Raw genomic sequence first — 15,427 nt, 5'->3', positions numbered from 1 at the left:
GAAAATTAAACTCAAAAAGCCGCAAGAAATCTGTGCGGCTTTTTAGATTTATCATGATAACTGGGTTGCAGCACTAATAGAGATTAGCTAGTGAAGATTAGCCAGCAGCCAATACCCCACCAATGATAGCAACCACGCCGCCTAATGCACGAGTAATACGGTTATCGGCTTTGAGCATCATGGTGCCTAAACCGCGACCAACAAAGGTAATGGCTAAGGTTGCGACTACGAAGCCGGCCATATAAAGCAATAAGCTTGAGCCTTGGGTCATCTCAGTTCCGTGAGCATAACCGTGGGCGACCATAAACAGCGCAACCAAAGTGCCGCCAACAGCAGTCGGCAGTTTTGCAAGCGTCGCAATTAGTACACCGACTAGCAATACTGACATGGCGATGCCAGTCTCTATGCCAGCCAAACTAACACCAGCCCAAGCAAGGCCTGCGCCCGCTATCATGCCGCCTACGACAAATAAAGGCGTGCCACGTTTCATCGTGGTGTTTTGGCGAATACTCCAAAAACCAATCGCACCCATGGCTAATAAGTGGTCAAGACCCATTAATGGATGCAATAATCCGCTAAGAAAACCATTGCTCACATGCTCGCCATGGCCAGAGTGGGCAATGGCTAAAGTGGCCGTCAGCATCAGCCCGATGGTCATTAATAGCTTCGCCACTGGCAACTTAGTCATTTTATTCATGGTGTTCTCCCTCTGTTCTTTTTGTTTATTGTTAACTGGTATATAACTGTTTTTTATATCTTGCTTGTACTATAAAGGCGTATCAGCACTGGCAGTTAAGCATTAATAGTTAAGCACTTATTCTTAAGCATCAGCGCTTAGCTTTCCAGGACGACGCTCAGGTAACATGCCCTGCTTTAAGATAAAGCTAATGATTTCTTCTACGCCCACACCGTCATACAGGTTGGTGAATATAAAAGGACGCTCGCCGCGCATTTTTTTGGAGTCACGTTCCATCACATCTAGGGAGGCGTGTACATATTCAGCGATGTCAATTTTATTGATAATTAGCAAGTCTGACTTAGTAATACCCGGGCCGCCTTTACGAGGGATTTTGTCACCAGCAGCGACGTCGATGACGTATAGGGTTAAATCAGAAAGCTCTGGGCTAAAGGTCGCCGCTAGGTTATCGCCGCCAGATTCTACTAACACCAGCTCTAGATTAGGATGACGCGTTTGCAAATCATCAATCGCAGCCAGATTCATAGAAGCATCTTCGCGGATAGCCGTATGCGGACAGCCGCCCGTTTCCACACCAAGAATACGGTCAGCAGGCAAGGCGTCGTGCTTAAGTAAAAAATCAGCATCTTCACGGGTGTAGATGTCGTTGGTGACCACGGCAATGTCATAGTGGTCTTTTAGGGCGCTACATAACTGACGCAATAAGGCCGTTTTGCCAGAACCAACTGGCCCACCGACACCTATTCTTAAACAATGTTTCATGGCTATCTTTCCTTATATATTAGTCGAAATGTATTAGTTAAAGCTGTTATAAAATCGAAGCGGCTATAAAATTAAAGCGCTCGTAAAATAAAAACGATCAGCTTCTAAATAATCTTGAATATTGGGTTTCATGTTGGGCACTACCGAGCGCTAAGCCCGGTAAAACCGGACCCAATTGCTCATCAGTTAAGGCCAGCGCAGTATCAACGGCAGCGACCAGTTGCGGGCGCAATTGCTCGTTTAAACGTTGCGCAGCAGTATGACCTAAGGGCATGGCTTTACATGCGACCGCCAGTTGGTTTTCCAGCCAGCCCCAAGCAAAGCCGAGTAGACTTTGGCGTACAGGCACTTGGCGTTGGTGGGCGGTCCAAGCAAAAACGGTCACATAACCGGGCTCTTCTGGTAGCTTGGCATGACCTAACGCTGTCTGCGGTTGCAACTCTAAACTATTCAGCAAACGCATCAATGCTTGACCCAATCGTGTGTCTTCATCGCTGAGCTCAGCGGTCTCACGATTGGCGTGTATCCAGTCGTTCCAAAAGGCAAGACCCTCACTGTCACCATTCTCCCAGCAGGTTTGCAAACGTGCCAGTACTGGTAATTCGCAGCGCGACATACCATCGTCAAGTACGCCCTCTAACCACTCGCCAAGCTGTGCCTCATTACATACCCAACCTAGCTCAAATGCACTCTCTAGGCCCTGCGACCAAGCGAATGCACCAATTGGCAATGCAGGGCTAATCAGCTGCATCAGTCCCAGCAGCGCCAAATCGCTGGTTGCGTTTGGCTGTACGTCAGTGTGCATGGTTATGGTTGTCATTATGGGAATGTCCATGGGCATGATTGTGTTCGTGAGAGTGATCATTTGCATGTTCGTGTGCGTGCTCATGGGCATGAGAGTGTTCACGGCCAGCTTGCGCATAAGCACCAGATTCAGGGTCGAATGGCGCCTGGTGATGACTTAAGGTTGCCCCTAGCAGCACTGCCAATTCTTCTAACACATGATCTGGCGGGAACCGTACCCAATGACGCCCATCTGCATCACTACCAAGGGCGAGCGATACATGACGATTACCTAAGTGATAGCCGAGTCGTCCCAATGCCAAACCGCCCTCAACATAAGCGGTAGTGACTGGCTCATCAGCGGCGCATACTTGGATGATCTCGCCACTACTCGCTTGTAGTAAATCACCATGACGCAGTACCGGACCACGATCAAGGAACAAGCCGACATCAAGGCCGCTATCAGTCACCGCTTTTAGGCGGCCACGTATGCGCAGCTCATAAGGTAAAGTCAGGGTGTCGTGTACATCGGCCTGAGTGCTGCCGTTGATTCTCTTTATTAATTCAAGCATATTGATATCCTTACAAGCGCTCTAAAACAAATGGTAACGTTGGGCTAATGGTAATTCTGACAGTGGCTCACAAGTTAATAACACGCCATCTGCGCGAACTTCATAAGTTTGTGGATCTACTGTCAGCTCTGGGCAGGCGTCATTGAGCTTCATATCACTCTTACGCATTTGACGGACGTTTTTACATGCCACCAGCCTGCTCTTTAGACCAAGTCTTTCTTCTAATCCGGTATTCATAGCTGCTTGACTAACAAAAGTGATTCGAGTTGCGGCAGCGGCACGACCAAGCGCACCAAACATACGGCGATAATGCACAGGCTGCGGCGTAGAAATAGCCGCATTGGGATCACCCATCGCAGCGCCCGCTATCATGCCACCTTTGAGAATAATTGATGGCTTAACGCCAAAGAAGCCCGGCTTCCACAATACGAGATCTGCCAATTTATCCACTTCAACAGAACCGACTTCATGGCCAACGCCATGAGTGATGGCTGGATTAATAGTGTATTTGGCAATGTAGCGCTTCACGCGGAAGTTGTCCGTACCGCGTTCCTCATCTTCTGGTAACAGACCACGTTGCAGGCGCATTTTGTGCGCAGTTTGCCAAGTACGGCACACTACTTCGCCGATACGGCCCATCGCTTGCGAGTCCGACGAAATCATCGAAATCACACCCATATCATGCAGGATGTCTTCAGCAGCAATAGTCTCACGGCGGATACGCGAATCGGCAAAGGCAACGTCTTCTGGAATACTGGGATCTAGATTATGGCATTCCATCAACATATCGAGATGCTCATCAACGGTATTAATCGTATAAGGGCGTGTCGGATTGGTAGATGATGGCAAGACGTTAGGCAAGCTACAAGCGACGATAATATCAGGCGCATGACCACCGCCCGCACCTTCAGTGTGGTAGGTATGGATACAGCGGTCTTTGAACGCGGCTACCGTATCTTCTACAAAGCCAGACTCATTTAAGCTATCAGCATGAATGGCAATCTGTATATCATAGCGATCGGCTACATCCAAAGCATTACTGATAGAGGCTGGAGTCGCGCCCCAATCTTCATGGATTTTTAGACTCATCGCCCCCGCTTCTACTTGTTGTATCAGCGCTTCAGGAGTACTGGCACTACCTTTACCAAGAAAACCAATATTAATGGGCAAGTCATCCACGGCTTGCATCATTTTGCCTAGATGCCAAGGGCCGGGCGTATGAGTGGTCGCAATTGAGCCAGTCGCTGGTCCCGTACCGCCGCCAATCATAGTCGTCAAGCCACTCATTAATGCTTCGTCAACCTGCTGCGGACAAATATAATGCACATGAGTGTCCACACCGCCCGCCGTCAAAATCTGACCTTCGCCGGCTATAATTTCGGTACCAGGGCCAATAACGATATCGACATCAGGTTGGGTATCAGGGTTACCCGCTTTTCCGATAGCAGCGATGCGGCCATTTTTTAGACCCACATCGGCTTTCACGATACCCCACCAGTCGATAATGACGGCATTGGTAATGACAGTATCCATCACGGTATCGTCGCAGCGCTGACTTTGACCCATACCATCACGAATCACCTTGCCACCACCGAACATGACCTCTTCACCATAATGCGTGTAGTCTTTTTCTATCTCGATCCACAGCTCAGTATCGCCTAAACGAATTCTATCACCGGTCGTTGGACCATACATATCTGCATAAGCTTGGCGAGTAATTTTCATAAGGTTACTCCTGAGTCTGAGTTTTGGTTCTGACCCTGATCCTGACCTTGATCTAAGGGACCCATTACCTCACCACGGAAACCATAAATATGGCGTAAACCTGAAAAAGGAATTAAGGGGACATCACGGTGTTGACCCGGCTCAAAACGTATCGCCATGCCTGCTGCAATCGCTAAGCGATGCCCATAAGCTTTTTTACGGTCAAATTCTAAAGCCGCGTTGGTCTCGGCAAAGTGATAGTGAGAGCCAACTTGGATAGGACGGTCACCCGTGTTTGCGACGTTGATAGTGATAGGTTCACGATCGACACATAACTCAATGTCATCGCTCTTTAGCTGATATTCACCAGGAATCATAGCAAGTCTCCTCAGACAATAGGGTTATGAACGGTCACAAGCTTCGTGCCGTCGGGAAAGGTTGCCTCAACTTGCAGGCTTTCGATCATCTCAGCGATGCCATCCATGACGTCATCTCGAGTAAGGATTTCGCGGCCCGCACTCATCATATCTGCCACGGTACGGCCTTCACGCGCACCCTCCATAATGGCGCAACTGATCAGCGCTATTGCTTCAGGATAATTCAGTTTGAGGCCTTTAGCCTTGCGGCGCTCAGCAAGTAGCCCTGCCGTAAATAACATCAACTTATCTTTATCTCTTGGCGTTAATTCCATCGCTGACTCCTTCTTATATTATGGTTATCGTTATCGTTTTATGGAAAGCCTATGTCGTTAGAAGGCTTATGTTATTAGTTATTAGTTATTAGTTGTTAGTTGTTAATTATCAATAAATAGGCAGATAAAAGCATTTGTCAGGACCTAAGCAACTGCTTGGGCGCCAATCGTTAGGTCAACCAAATTCGTGGGGTGATGGCTTGGTGCCCAGTCAATCGCGGGCGCAGCACTTCTCGTGCTTGCTGAAATATATCCCAAGCTTCATTACGCTCAATGCCTAAATAGCGTAGCAGCAATACGCCGCGACGATAGGTAACTGCCCAATGATTGGCAGCGGGTATATGCTCACGTAGTGCAGTGATGGCCTCTAGCGGATCGTCCAATCCAACCGCCCATAACGTCGCATGGACGGTGGCACCGCCCTGCCCCCACATGCCAGAAAATCTTGGATGATCGGGGTCTATGCATTGGCGTTCTATCCATAATGGGCGGCCATTACGGGTGAGATGAAAGCGCTGTTCGAGACGCCCACTAACGAAAGGGAGCTTGCTGGCAGGACGGCCAAGACCGAGAATCTCCCACCCTAAGCATTTGGCGTTATCTTCTAAATCAATGATGATAGTCTGCTCGCCGCGAGAGCCGTCAAAAGCGAGCGTTTCTTGCGGTAGCCATTCTAAAGTAGCGTCATTAGCAATTTTTAGGTGGGTATGCTGGTTCCAAGCAACGCCGTTACTATCAGCTTTATAAAGCTTATTGGCAGCTGGTGTCGTTAATAAAGTATGGGCGTTTGCCGCCACGGTGACATCTATATTGAGCGCATCGCCACTCGCTATACCACCAGGCGGATGCAGCAGATAAACGTGACAGCAGCCATCGCGACCTTCAGGATAGAACGGTCTTTGCACACGCAGGGGACCATAATGGCGAGCTATATTCATGCGGGTAATGCTAATCTCAGCTTCGGCGTGAGCACCAAATCCCAACGTTAAAAATGCCGCCCAATGACGGTTGGCATCAAATTGGTGTCCTGAGTCTGTAGCAGTCTGTTGTACTGTAGATTTATGAGATAAAGTTGTCATTCCATCAAACACCTTTTTATAGGCCCAGCGCGACACATATCGCTGAATCGTTAGCCAATCGTCCTGTTAGACAGGCAATCAACTTAAAATAGCAAAATGAGCAAAATATTCACGTGCGCGGGTGAGGTCAGGTTGACAATACTGGCTTATAGTTGATTCAATTTAAAAGAGAGTCAAGGCAACCGAGTGCAGATGGTTATGTGATACTTCAAGCGAGGTTAACGCTGTTACTCTTTTATAGAGGATTGAATACATTAGCCGTCAATGAATGTCAATATATGGGCATTAAATGCCTAGAAATTGTAAAACTAATTAGTACAGGTAGATTCGATTAAATGTCAGGGTAGTAGATTATATCCCTTGATATGAATATTGGTTTTGGTCACTCAGGACTTGAAAAGAACACTTATGAGAAAACACCTATACTCTATAACTCTTATAGGTTATTAACTAAGGCTTGTCAAGATAATAATCGGAATTTAGCGAAGGACAAACTATGGTTGAATCTAAGTATTATCAGACTTTTAGCTTAATATCATTAGCCAAATCACAGCTCTCGCCAATGTAACCACAAGCGTGTGTCCAACTCAAACTGATGATAATCTGGCTCCATGTGACAGCACAATTGATAAAAAGCCTTATTATGCTCATGCTCTTTAAAATGTGCCAATTCATGCACGACAATCATGCGTAAAAATTCAGGCGGCGCTTCTTTGAATAGGCTTGCCACCGTAATGCTGTTATGCGATTTTAGCTTACTGCCTTGTACACGAGACTGGGTAGTATGAATGCCCAGCGCATGCTTGAGGACTTTTAACTTGCTACTGTAACTGACGTTCGATAACTGACCAATCTTGCGCATAGATTGGTTTTTTATGTCATTTATGTATTGATAAAGTGCTTTATCGCTTTGTACTTGGTGCTGATTAGGGTACTTGTTTTCTAGGTACTCTCCTAGCCTACCATCACTAATGAGCAGTGCCGCTTGGGTTTGAATTTGCTCAGAGTAATGAGCGATGTACTTGAGTGTGGTCACAAATTTATCCTTTGCTTATACAGGGTATGTCCTAGTCAAAACACCTTAAAAATATTACGGTACTGCTGGTATAAGTTTTTTGCAGCCTCTGTCTGCGTAGGCACAGCAAGCAAGAAAAACTTATACCAGCAGTACGTGATGTATCGATATTAATTTTCACTGACTAGACTTTAGAACTTGTCTCTATAGATTTTACTCTATCCCTGTTTATTTTTTTCAATAAAAAACCCCATAAGCTGCATTTAACTTATGGGGTCACCTCTTACGATATTTTTATTTGAACATTTAAAACCTATTACTTAATATCATTGTCACGCAATACTACAATAGATTGCCAATGAATCAGTTAACGCTCTAAATGTAGATACTGCAAATGGCGCTCGTACTGATTCAAGATATCGACCAACACTTGCTCTTTAGAGTAGCCAACCAAGTCGTACTCTTGCGAGCCATCACTTAAGAATACCTCAGCACGATAATAGTACTCTGCGTGCTTAGTTGAGGTATTGAGCGTGAAATTAGGACGCTCAGCTTTAATCAAATTAACTTCATAAATAAAGTCATCTTCATCACCATGTCCAACTCGTAATTTTAGACCATCTATTTGACCGCTACTCTCATCCATGCCTTCATCTATATCTTGCCCGATATGTGCAGGGTTACGGATATCCAAAGACGTTTTTAGACCGCCAGCTTTAAGTTCATTTTCAACTTCAGTCATTGCAGGTCTGACCACATTTTGCAAAAACCGTTCAACTTGCGCATGTCCAGGGAAGCTAACAATACGTTGTAAACGCGCTTTCCAGCTCTTACCGCTATCAAGCACGTTTGCGGTGCCAACCGTACTGGCTTTGCGTTTATTGCCCTCTTCTTTTAATGACTTCCACATAGCCATCATATAGAGCACAAGGATAAGTGAGAAAGGCAAGCCGGCTATCACAGATACTGACTGTAATGACGCAAAGCCACCAGCGAACAGTAGACCCAAAGTAATCAAACCCGTTGCCGCTGCCCAAAACAGACGCAACCAAACTGGTGCGTCGGTATCATTGGTCATGCCTCTTGAGCTTAGGTTCGCCAATACTAAAGCACCTGAGTCAGCTGAAGTCACAAAGAATACTAGCCCGATAACCACGCCAGCGAACGACAAAACATCACTGTAAGGAAAATACTCAAACAAGGCAAACATGCCCATCGCCGCATCATTAACAGCGATTTCACCAAGCTCGGTTGCCCCATTGGCGACCAAGTCTATCGCTGAATTACCAAAGATAGAGAACCATGCAAAAATGAAACCAAGTGGGATAAACATCACGCCGAACACAAACTCACGCAGGGTACGACCACGGCTAATACGCGCGATAAACAAGCCTACAAAAGGTGCCCAAGCGACCCACCATGCCCAGAAAAATATCGTCCAGCCTGATTTCCAATCGGCACCAGCAGTACCGTCATAGGCATACACATCAAAGGTTTTATAGATAATGGTTTGGAAGTATTGACCAATACTTTGGGTAAAGGTATTGAGCAAATAAACTGTATTACCCATCACTAATATCGCGATTAATAGCAATATCGAAGAGAGCATATTGAATTCGGATAAACGGCGTACGCCTTTTTCAACACCAGTCATCGCAGAGATAGCTGCTGCAGCAACCACGCCCACAATGATGAAAGTCTGCACCATTTTACTGGATTCAATACCAAATACATGGGTCAATCCAGCATTGGCCTGTAATACCCCAATGCCTAAGCTGGTCGCAATACCCATCAGCGTACAGACGACGCCAAAGGTATCAATACCATCACCAAGCCAGCCCTTAATTAAGCGCTCGCCAAAGATAGGTGTCAACGGTGAACGCAAAGCTAATGGCATGTTTTTACGATAAGCAAAGTACGCCAATGCCATCCCGATTAGCGCATAAATGCCCCAGCCATGTAGACCCCAATGTAAAAAGGTCTGAGCAAGTGCTTCACGCATGGCCGCCTCACTGGCAGGCTCGAGCCCCGTATGCGGCGTTAGATAATGCATCAACGGCTCAGACGCACCAAAGAACAATAAATCAATGCCGATACCAGCAGAGAACAGCATCGCGGCCCACGCTAAAAAGGGAAACTGAGCTTTTTCATGATCTTGACCAAGCTTGATATCACCATACTTGGAGAAGCCAACGAATAACGCAAATATACTATAAGCGGCAACTACCAACATGTAATACCAGCCAAAACTCTCTGATACCCATGCCATACTTGAGCTTAATAATGCCTCACTATAATCTGGAAACGCAATCGTCCAGATGATTAATAAAATAGAAATAATAGCTGAACCTAAAAAAACCGTCTTATTTAGAGTCAGGGGTTTCGTCGCATCTTTTGATGGCGAGCTGTACATAAAAGACCTCAATAGGTAAATTAAACAGGGTCTGATATTGCTTTGTCCGTCATAACCTTATGACTGATAACCGCATGACATATAAATAACCGCATGACGCACAAAGCAGTACCAATGAATAAAATTTGCTACCTTTAAACTGTTAGAAAAATAGCAAAGCAAACGATAAACAGAGGCAGCTATAAAGGCTTCATCTGCTTAACATGAGCGCTGATAAAAAAGACCTTTACTGTGAAAGGCCTTCTTACTTGAAATCGTCTTATATTATTTATTATCCAATAGCTTATACAGTCGTTTATCCAACAGAGCTGTAATCGCGCATCGGCTCCGCTCTTAGCGGTGCGCCATTGGCGACATAATAATCTACCGTTGAGCGTGGCAGCTGCACACCGCGCATTTTATCAACGATTTTTTCGGCGAGCATAATCGTGGTCGCGTTAAGATTACCACTAATTATATTTGGCATGATAGACGCATCAACGACTCGCAAGCCACTAATACCGTGCACTAGCCCTTCTCCATTGACCACCGAATCATTACCTTCGCCCATTGGACAAGTACAAGAAGGATGATAAGCCGTCTCACTGTGGTTACGTACATATTCATCCAACTGAGCATCGGTCACCAAATCATCGGTCGGCGCAATAGCACGTCCACGATAAGGATCAAGCGCTGGCTGATGCATAATCTCACGAGTGATACGCATGGCAGCGCGGAACTCTTGCCAGTCTTGATCATGAGACATATAGTTAAATAAGATACTTGGATGCGCGCTTGGATCTTTTGAGGTTAGCTTGACGCGGCCACGACTTGGCGAGCGTAATGAGCCGACGTGTGCTTGGAAACTATGAGAGTTCACCGCACTGCGGCCATCATAACGCACCGCTAACGGCAGGAAATGATACTGGATATTAGGATGGGTAAACTTCTCATCGGTACGGATAAAGCCGCCACCTTCAAATTGGTTTGATGCACCAAGTCCTGTCCCCATAAACAACCATTCAGCACCAATCGCTGGCTTATTCCACCATTTATTGGCAGGCGCAATTGAGACTGGTAGCTTACATTCGTACTGCATATACAGCTCTAAATGGTCTTGTAGATTACTTCCCACGCCCGGCAAATCTAAAACCTCAGTCACGTCCAAATCTTTAAGCCATTGGCCAGGTCCAATGCCAGAGCGCTGCAATAGTTGCGGTGTGGCAATCGCGCCCGATGAAACAATCACTTCACGAGATGCGTAAAAAATTTTAGTTTGACCTTGGTGTTCTACTTTGACACCGACAGCGCGTTTGCCATCAAAGAGAATCACATCAGTCAATGCGCCAGTCAAAATGGTGATATTGCTACGCGGTTTGGCACGGTCAAGATAACCACGCGCCGTTGATGCGCGGCGACCATTAGGTGTCACAAAGCGATCCATTGGCCCAAATCCTTCTTGCTGATAACCATTTAGATCATCCGTGCTTGGATAGCCAGCTTGCACGCCCGCTTCAATCATCGCTTCAAACAGCGGATTGACTCCAGGCTTTGAAGTGGTCATCTCAACCGGACCACCCACGCCATGATAATCGTTTTCGCCAGCGTCGCAGTTTTCTAGCTTTTTAAAGTAAGGCAGACAGTCTGAATAAGTCCAATCTTCTAAGCCTTTGATTTTCGCCCAATCGTCAAAATCGAGCGCATTGCCACGGATATAGCACATACCGTTAATCAACGATGAGCCACCAAGCCCTTTACCGCGACCGCAGTCCATCACGCGATTATTCATATTCGGCTCGGGATCGGTTTTGTATCCCCAGTTATAAGTCGTCCCTTGCAACGGCATGGCGAGCGCCGCTGGCATCTGGGTGCGAAAGTCTAAGCGATGGTCTGGACGACCCGCTTCTAACAGCAACACCTTAATGTTGGCATCTTCCGTCAAGCGCGTGGCCAGCACATTTCCTGCTGAGCCTGCGCCAACAATGATGTAGTCATACTCAGGTGTGGTTGATGTCATAAAACGCTCCATAATATTGAAAATAAATCATTTAATATCAGTAAGATTAAATCAAAAGGAAAAATTAGCCCAAATGAATCAATCTTACTGATTAAGAATCTTCTCAATACAAATTATTAAAATACAGACTCAAACGCGCCCAACTCTACTTGAATAGATTTGGTCTGAGTATAATGTTCAAGGGCTTCAATGCCATTCTCACGGCCAATACCCGAATGCTTATAACCACCAACTGGCATTTGCGCTGGTGACTCACCCCACGTATTTAACCAGCAGATACCGGCTTCAATCTGACCGATCACTCGATGTGCTCGGGTCAAATCAGCGGTCACGACCCCTGCTGCCAAACCATACTCGGTATCATTGGCACGACGAATGACTTCTTCTTCGGTCTCATAAGTCAATATCGACATCACTGGACCAAAGATTTCCTCACGTACGATAGTCATATCATCGCTGCAATCCGTAAACACAGTCGGTGCGACAAACGCGCCATTGGCAAGTTCGCCTGACGTGATACGTTCGCCGCCAGTCAATAGACGCGCGCCGCCCTCTTTACCTTGCTCGATATAGCCAAGCACTCTTTCCATATGCGTAAAGCTGACCATTGGACCCATATTGATGTTCTCATCCATTGGATCGCCGAGCTTAATACGCTCAACACGCGTTAAGATAGCTTGCTCAAACTTGGCTTGTAGCGCTTTAGGAATAAACACGCGCGTGCCATTGGTACAGACCTGACCACTGCTATAGAAGTTCGCCATCATTGCAATGTCAGCAGCGGTATCGATATCGGCATCTTCAAATATGATTAATGGCGACTTACCACCAAGCTCTAAGGTCACATCTTTAAGAGACGATGATGCTGCGCTCGACATGACTTTTTTACCCGTTGGTACACCGCCAGTAAACGATACTTTGGCGATATCAGGATGCTGGGTTAATGCTTCGCCAACTTCGTAGTTACCCTGCACGACGTTAAAGACGCCATCTGGTAAGCCCGCTTCGGTAAATATTTCCGCCAGTTTTAAGGCGGTTAATGGCGTGACTTCTGATGGTTTAAAAATCATCGCATTACCTGCGGCCAACGCTGGGCCTGCTTTCCACATAGCGATTTGGATAGGATAGTTCCATGCACCAATTCCGGCTACCACGCCAAGCGGCTCCTGACGAGTATAAACAAAGCTGGTATCACGCAGCGGAATCTGACGACCTTCAATCATTGGCGCCAGACCTGCATAATATTCAACGACATCGGCACCAGTGACGATATCGACATACTTGGTCTCAGAGTAAGCTTTACCCGTGTCTTTGGTCTCAAGTAAAGCCAGTACATCATTGCGTTCGCGCAGGATGGCTACTGCATTTAATAGAATACGACTACGTTCAACTGGCGTCATCGCTGCCCAAACTTTTTGACCTTTTTGCGCCGCAATAACGGCTTCATTAATCTGCTCATCGGTCGTTTGCTGAATAGTGGCGAGCACTTCACCCGTCGCTGGATTAATATCTTCAAAAGTAGTTAACGAGTCATCGACAGCCAGATAGCGACCATTAATATAGGCGGTTTGTACTTGTTCTAAATCGATAATTTCTGTTAAGTTATTTAGATTTGGGTTCGGATTTGGGTTTGGGTTTGTCTTTGAATCTGTCATGAGTTCTCCTGTCGACGACTGGCAACAGCTTTATACAAAAGCTAATACCGAATAATTTCGTCATTGTTTAAGTTTTAAAAAATAAAATTTACGTGGTTCTTTCTTAAGGTTTCTTTAATGAGTTATTTGAGAGCGGCGTTTTAATCATTCTCAGGTTGCGTCATTTTTATCAAACGCGCGCGTAATGATTTTTTGTCCGATATATTAATTCCTGAAAAATCAGAGAGCCAAATACCATCAGCGACCAAACGCACCATACATAGCGTTTCAGTATTATCGGTTGCTTTATGCTTTTCCAATTGCTCGTTTGACCACGCAGCCCACAACTCACGCAGCTCACTATCACCCAGCATCAATACATATAAAGTGGCTTGATTATCAAACTCTTCCTGCCCTTTTTCGCCTAAGCTAATCGTGGCATCAATATAAGCGCGGGTGAAAGAGCCATAACGCACAAGGTCTCTCGCCATAGCTTGATTGACTTCTGCCTCAAACTTGGCCATCGCATCATGAAACACTTCAAGAATGAGCGCATTCTTAGTAGTGAAGTGATGCATCACACCACCTTTGGTCACCCCGACCGCATCAGCAACGGCTTGAAAGGTCACTTTAGATAGCCCTTGCTCTAATGTGATTCGTGCTGCCTGATCTAGCAGCGCACGACGGACTACTTCTGGCTGTTTTTTACGTTTATAAGCGTTTTCTGTTTCCATATCAGTGCACCACAGAATTAGACAGTAAGTTCATTACAATGACACCGCCAACAATCATCGCAATGCCCACTACCGCTGCTGTATCAAGGCTTTGCTTAAATAACACGATGCCAACGAGCGAGGTCAAAACGATGCCCAGTCCACCCCACAATGCATAAGCAATACCAAGCGGTATGGTCTTGATGGTTTGGGTCAACAAGTAAAATGAGATGGCATAGAGCACGCCCATAATCAGGGTCGGCACCAAACGCGTAAACTGCTCTGACTTTACTAAAAACGTCGTGCCAATCACTTCACAAATGATAGCAATGGCTAGGTAACCGTAAGCGATAGTAGTAGGACTCATATTTAGGATACCTATTCAAAACAAACATAGTTTTTCAAATCAAGCATAACTTCTTGATTAAGCATGAGTTAATAAGAATAAAATTTTAAAGCACATAGTAAAGAAACCATACGGTCGGTATTGTATAGAAATATTCTAGCAATGTGAAGGGCTGGTTTGTATCCTTACCATTCATAGATAGTCAAATGCATCAACTTAACATCTCGTCTCTAATAAGAGCCAGATTAGTATATAGTTGGATATAGGATTGAATATATAATTAAATATAAAGTACGTTGCGCAAAAATGATGAATGAGAATCTTTCGATTTGTTTAGGATTAATGATTAATAACTAATGATCAACAACCAATGATTAAGGTATCTAACTATGAAACGTGCCAATCAACTACAGCCCCTATCACGTCAACATCACCTCGGTCTACATATAGGACGCCACGCCAAAGAATGCGCTGATAATCCTGAGCAGATCGCTGAACATTGGCAAGCACTATCCTCTTATATGAGCGATATGCGTCATCATTTCCAGATTGAAGACAATCTAATCATCGCAGCTTTATTGCCTCATCAATCTACTCAGCCTGAGGTCGCATCCGTACTCGATACATTGACTACGCAGCATAAGCTGTTGCATGAACTAACAGCAGACATAGAAGCATCTCAAGAAAATAAAAGTGATACCGTCACTGTGCAGCAAGTTAGACAACTTGCTAACCTGCTATATGACCATGTGCGTTTTGAAGAACGTGAGCTCTTCCCTATCGTTGAAAAATATCTAACAGAGGATGAGTTGGATGTGATTTATGAGGCGAGCCCAGATAGTATTAAGCGCGCAAATGAAAGTCGCTAAATCGAATGATGATTAGGTCGTAAAAGCAATTCATCAACGCTGATTCAACCTATTCACACTGGCAATCAACGCCACCATAATCATGCCTATAATGATAAGAATACCTGACATCAGGTGTGCCGCTTCGTAGTTGAGTGCTTCGACTTGCTCATA

General features: G+C 45.6%; 15 protein-coding genes. 1 reads left to right on the top strand and 14 read right to left on the bottom strand.

Features of this window, described 5'->3' with window-relative positions:
* Nucleotides 1-97: 97 nt before the first annotated feature.
* The 14 genes from AAEY87_RS13355 to AAEY87_RS13290 form a co-directional block, all read right to left on the bottom strand.
* The gene (locus AAEY87_RS13355) at nucleotides 98-697 is read right to left on the bottom strand and encodes a HupE/UreJ family protein (RefSeq protein ID WP_350657520.1); all 600 of its coding nucleotides are present in this window, start codon (nucleotides 695-697) and stop codon (nucleotides 98-100) included.
* A gap of 123 nt (nucleotides 698-820) precedes the next feature.
* Nucleotides 821-1,459, bottom strand: coding sequence for an urease accessory protein UreG (ureG, locus tag AAEY87_RS13350; protein ID WP_068037166.1), 639 nt, complete (start codon nucleotides 1,457-1,459; stop codon nucleotides 821-823).
* Between the two features lie 97 nt (nucleotides 1,460-1,556).
* Nucleotides 1,557-2,279, bottom strand: coding sequence for an urease accessory protein UreF (locus AAEY87_RS13345; RefSeq protein ID WP_350657519.1), 723 nt, complete (start codon nucleotides 2,277-2,279; stop codon nucleotides 1,557-1,559).
* Nucleotides 2,254-2,814, bottom strand: coding sequence for an urease accessory protein UreE (ureE, locus tag AAEY87_RS13340; RefSeq protein ID WP_350657518.1), 561 nt, complete (start codon nucleotides 2,812-2,814; stop codon nucleotides 2,254-2,256). The genes AAEY87_RS13345 and ureE overlap by 26 nt, the downstream gene beginning before the upstream one ends.
* A 21-nt stretch (nucleotides 2,815-2,835) precedes the next feature.
* Nucleotides 2,836-4,539 carry an urease subunit alpha gene (ureC, locus tag AAEY87_RS13335; RefSeq protein WP_068328956.1) on the bottom strand — a complete coding sequence of 568 codons (1,704 nt, stop codon included), beginning with the start codon at nucleotides 4,537-4,539 and terminating at the stop codon, nucleotides 2,836-2,838.
* Nucleotides 4,536-4,895, bottom strand: a complete 360-nt coding sequence (locus tag AAEY87_RS13330; protein ID WP_350657517.1) for an urease subunit beta — start codon at nucleotides 4,893-4,895, stop codon at nucleotides 4,536-4,538. The genes ureC and AAEY87_RS13330 overlap by 4 nt, the downstream gene beginning before the upstream one ends.
* A gap of 11 nt (nucleotides 4,896-4,906) precedes the next feature.
* Entirely contained in the window at nucleotides 4,907-5,209 is a 303-nt protein-coding gene (gene ureA / locus AAEY87_RS13325) for an urease subunit gamma (protein ID WP_350657516.1), read from the bottom strand.
* Nucleotides 5,210-5,379: 170 nt separating this feature from the next.
* Nucleotides 5,380-6,288 carry an urease accessory protein UreD gene (locus tag AAEY87_RS13320; RefSeq protein ID WP_350657515.1) on the bottom strand — a complete coding sequence of 303 codons (909 nt, stop codon included), beginning with the start codon at nucleotides 6,286-6,288 and terminating at the stop codon, nucleotides 5,380-5,382.
* 547 nt (nucleotides 6,289-6,835) lie between these two features.
* Entirely contained in the window at nucleotides 6,836-7,324 is a 489-nt protein-coding gene (locus AAEY87_RS13315) for a M48 metallopeptidase family protein (RefSeq protein ID WP_068037182.1), read from the bottom strand.
* 346 nt (nucleotides 7,325-7,670) lie between these two features.
* Nucleotides 7,671-9,716 carry a choline BCCT transporter BetT gene (betT, locus tag AAEY87_RS13310; RefSeq protein ID WP_068328966.1) on the bottom strand — a complete coding sequence of 682 codons (2,046 nt, stop codon included), beginning with the start codon at nucleotides 9,714-9,716 and terminating at the stop codon, nucleotides 7,671-7,673.
* 295 nt (nucleotides 9,717-10,011) lie between these two features.
* Nucleotides 10,012-11,712, bottom strand: a complete 1,701-nt coding sequence (gene betA, locus AAEY87_RS13305; protein ID WP_350657513.1) for a choline dehydrogenase — start codon at nucleotides 11,710-11,712, stop codon at nucleotides 10,012-10,014.
* Nucleotides 11,713-11,828: 116 nt separating this feature from the next.
* Nucleotides 11,829-13,367: a betaine-aldehyde dehydrogenase gene (gene betB, locus AAEY87_RS13300; RefSeq protein WP_502945480.1), complete on the bottom strand. Its 1,539-nt coding sequence runs from the start codon at nucleotides 13,365-13,367 to the stop codon at nucleotides 11,829-11,831.
* 140 nt (nucleotides 13,368-13,507) lie between these two features.
* Entirely contained in the window at nucleotides 13,508-14,080 is a 573-nt protein-coding gene (locus AAEY87_RS13295; RefSeq protein WP_350657512.1) for a TetR/AcrR family transcriptional regulator, read from the bottom strand.
* Between the two features lies 1 nt (nucleotide 14,081).
* Nucleotides 14,082-14,426: a DMT family transporter gene (locus tag AAEY87_RS13290; RefSeq protein WP_068037193.1), complete on the bottom strand. Its 345-nt coding sequence runs from the start codon at nucleotides 14,424-14,426 to the stop codon at nucleotides 14,082-14,084.
* 368 nt (nucleotides 14,427-14,794) lie between these two features.
* Between AAEY87_RS13290 and AAEY87_RS13285 the strand changes: the two genes are divergently transcribed.
* Nucleotides 14,795-15,274: a hemerythrin domain-containing protein gene (locus AAEY87_RS13285; protein ID WP_350657511.1), complete on the top strand. Its 480-nt coding sequence runs from the start codon at nucleotides 14,795-14,797 to the stop codon at nucleotides 15,272-15,274.
* Nucleotides 15,275-15,427: the final 153 nt, after the last annotated feature.

Origin of the sequence: Psychrobacter sp. S1-30-MNA-CIBAN-0213, assembly GCF_040309845.1 — a bacterium.
GTDB lineage: Bacteria > Pseudomonadota > Gammaproteobacteria > Pseudomonadales > Moraxellaceae > Psychrobacter.
The sequence above is the reverse complement of the archived record's forward strand: the minus strand, read 5'-3'. Positions and strand labels throughout refer to the sequence as shown.

Excerpts from the sequence above, each read along its gene's own strand:
- AAEY87_RS13345 (WP_350657519.1), bottom strand. The coding sequence starts at position 2,279 with ATGACAACCATAACCATGCACACTGACGTACAGCCAAACGCAACCAGC.
- ureA (WP_350657516.1), bottom strand. The coding sequence starts at position 5,209 with ATGGAATTAACGCCAAGAGATAAAGATAAGTTGATGTTATTTACGGCA.
- ureG (WP_068037166.1), bottom strand. The coding sequence starts at position 1,459 with ATGAAACATTGTTTAAGAATAGGTGTCGGTGGGCCAGTTGGTTCTGGC.
- AAEY87_RS13320 (WP_350657515.1), bottom strand. The coding sequence starts at position 6,288 with ATGACAACTTTATCTCATAAATCTACAGTACAACAGACTGCTACAGAC.
- AAEY87_RS13330 (WP_350657517.1), bottom strand. The coding sequence starts at position 4,895 with ATGATTCCTGGTGAATATCAGCTAAAGAGCGATGACATTGAGTTATGT.
- AAEY87_RS13355 (WP_350657520.1), bottom strand. The coding sequence starts at position 697 with ATGAATAAAATGACTAAGTTGCCAGTGGCGAAGCTATTAATGACCATC.
- AAEY87_RS13285 (WP_350657511.1), top strand. The coding sequence starts at position 14,795 with ATGAAACGTGCCAATCAACTACAGCCCCTATCACGTCAACATCACCTC.
- betT (WP_068328966.1), bottom strand. The coding sequence starts at position 9,716 with ATGTACAGCTCGCCATCAAAAGATGCGACGAAACCCCTGACTCTAAAT.
- ureC (WP_068328956.1), bottom strand. The coding sequence starts at position 4,539 with ATGAAAATTACTCGCCAAGCTTATGCAGATATGTATGGTCCAACGACC.
- AAEY87_RS13295 (WP_350657512.1), bottom strand. The coding sequence starts at position 14,080 with ATGGAAACAGAAAACGCTTATAAACGTAAAAAACAGCCAGAAGTAGTC.
- AAEY87_RS13290 (WP_068037193.1), bottom strand. The coding sequence starts at position 14,426 with ATGAGTCCTACTACTATCGCTTACGGTTACCTAGCCATTGCTATCATT.
- betB (WP_502945480.1), bottom strand. The coding sequence starts at position 13,367 with ATGACAGATTCAAAGACAAACCCAAACCCAAATCCGAACCCAAATCTA.
- ureE (WP_350657518.1), bottom strand. The coding sequence starts at position 2,814 with ATGCTTGAATTAATAAAGAGAATCAACGGCAGCACTCAGGCCGATGTA.
- betA (WP_350657513.1), bottom strand. The coding sequence starts at position 11,712 with ATGACATCAACCACACCTGAGTATGACTACATCATTGTTGGCGCAGGC.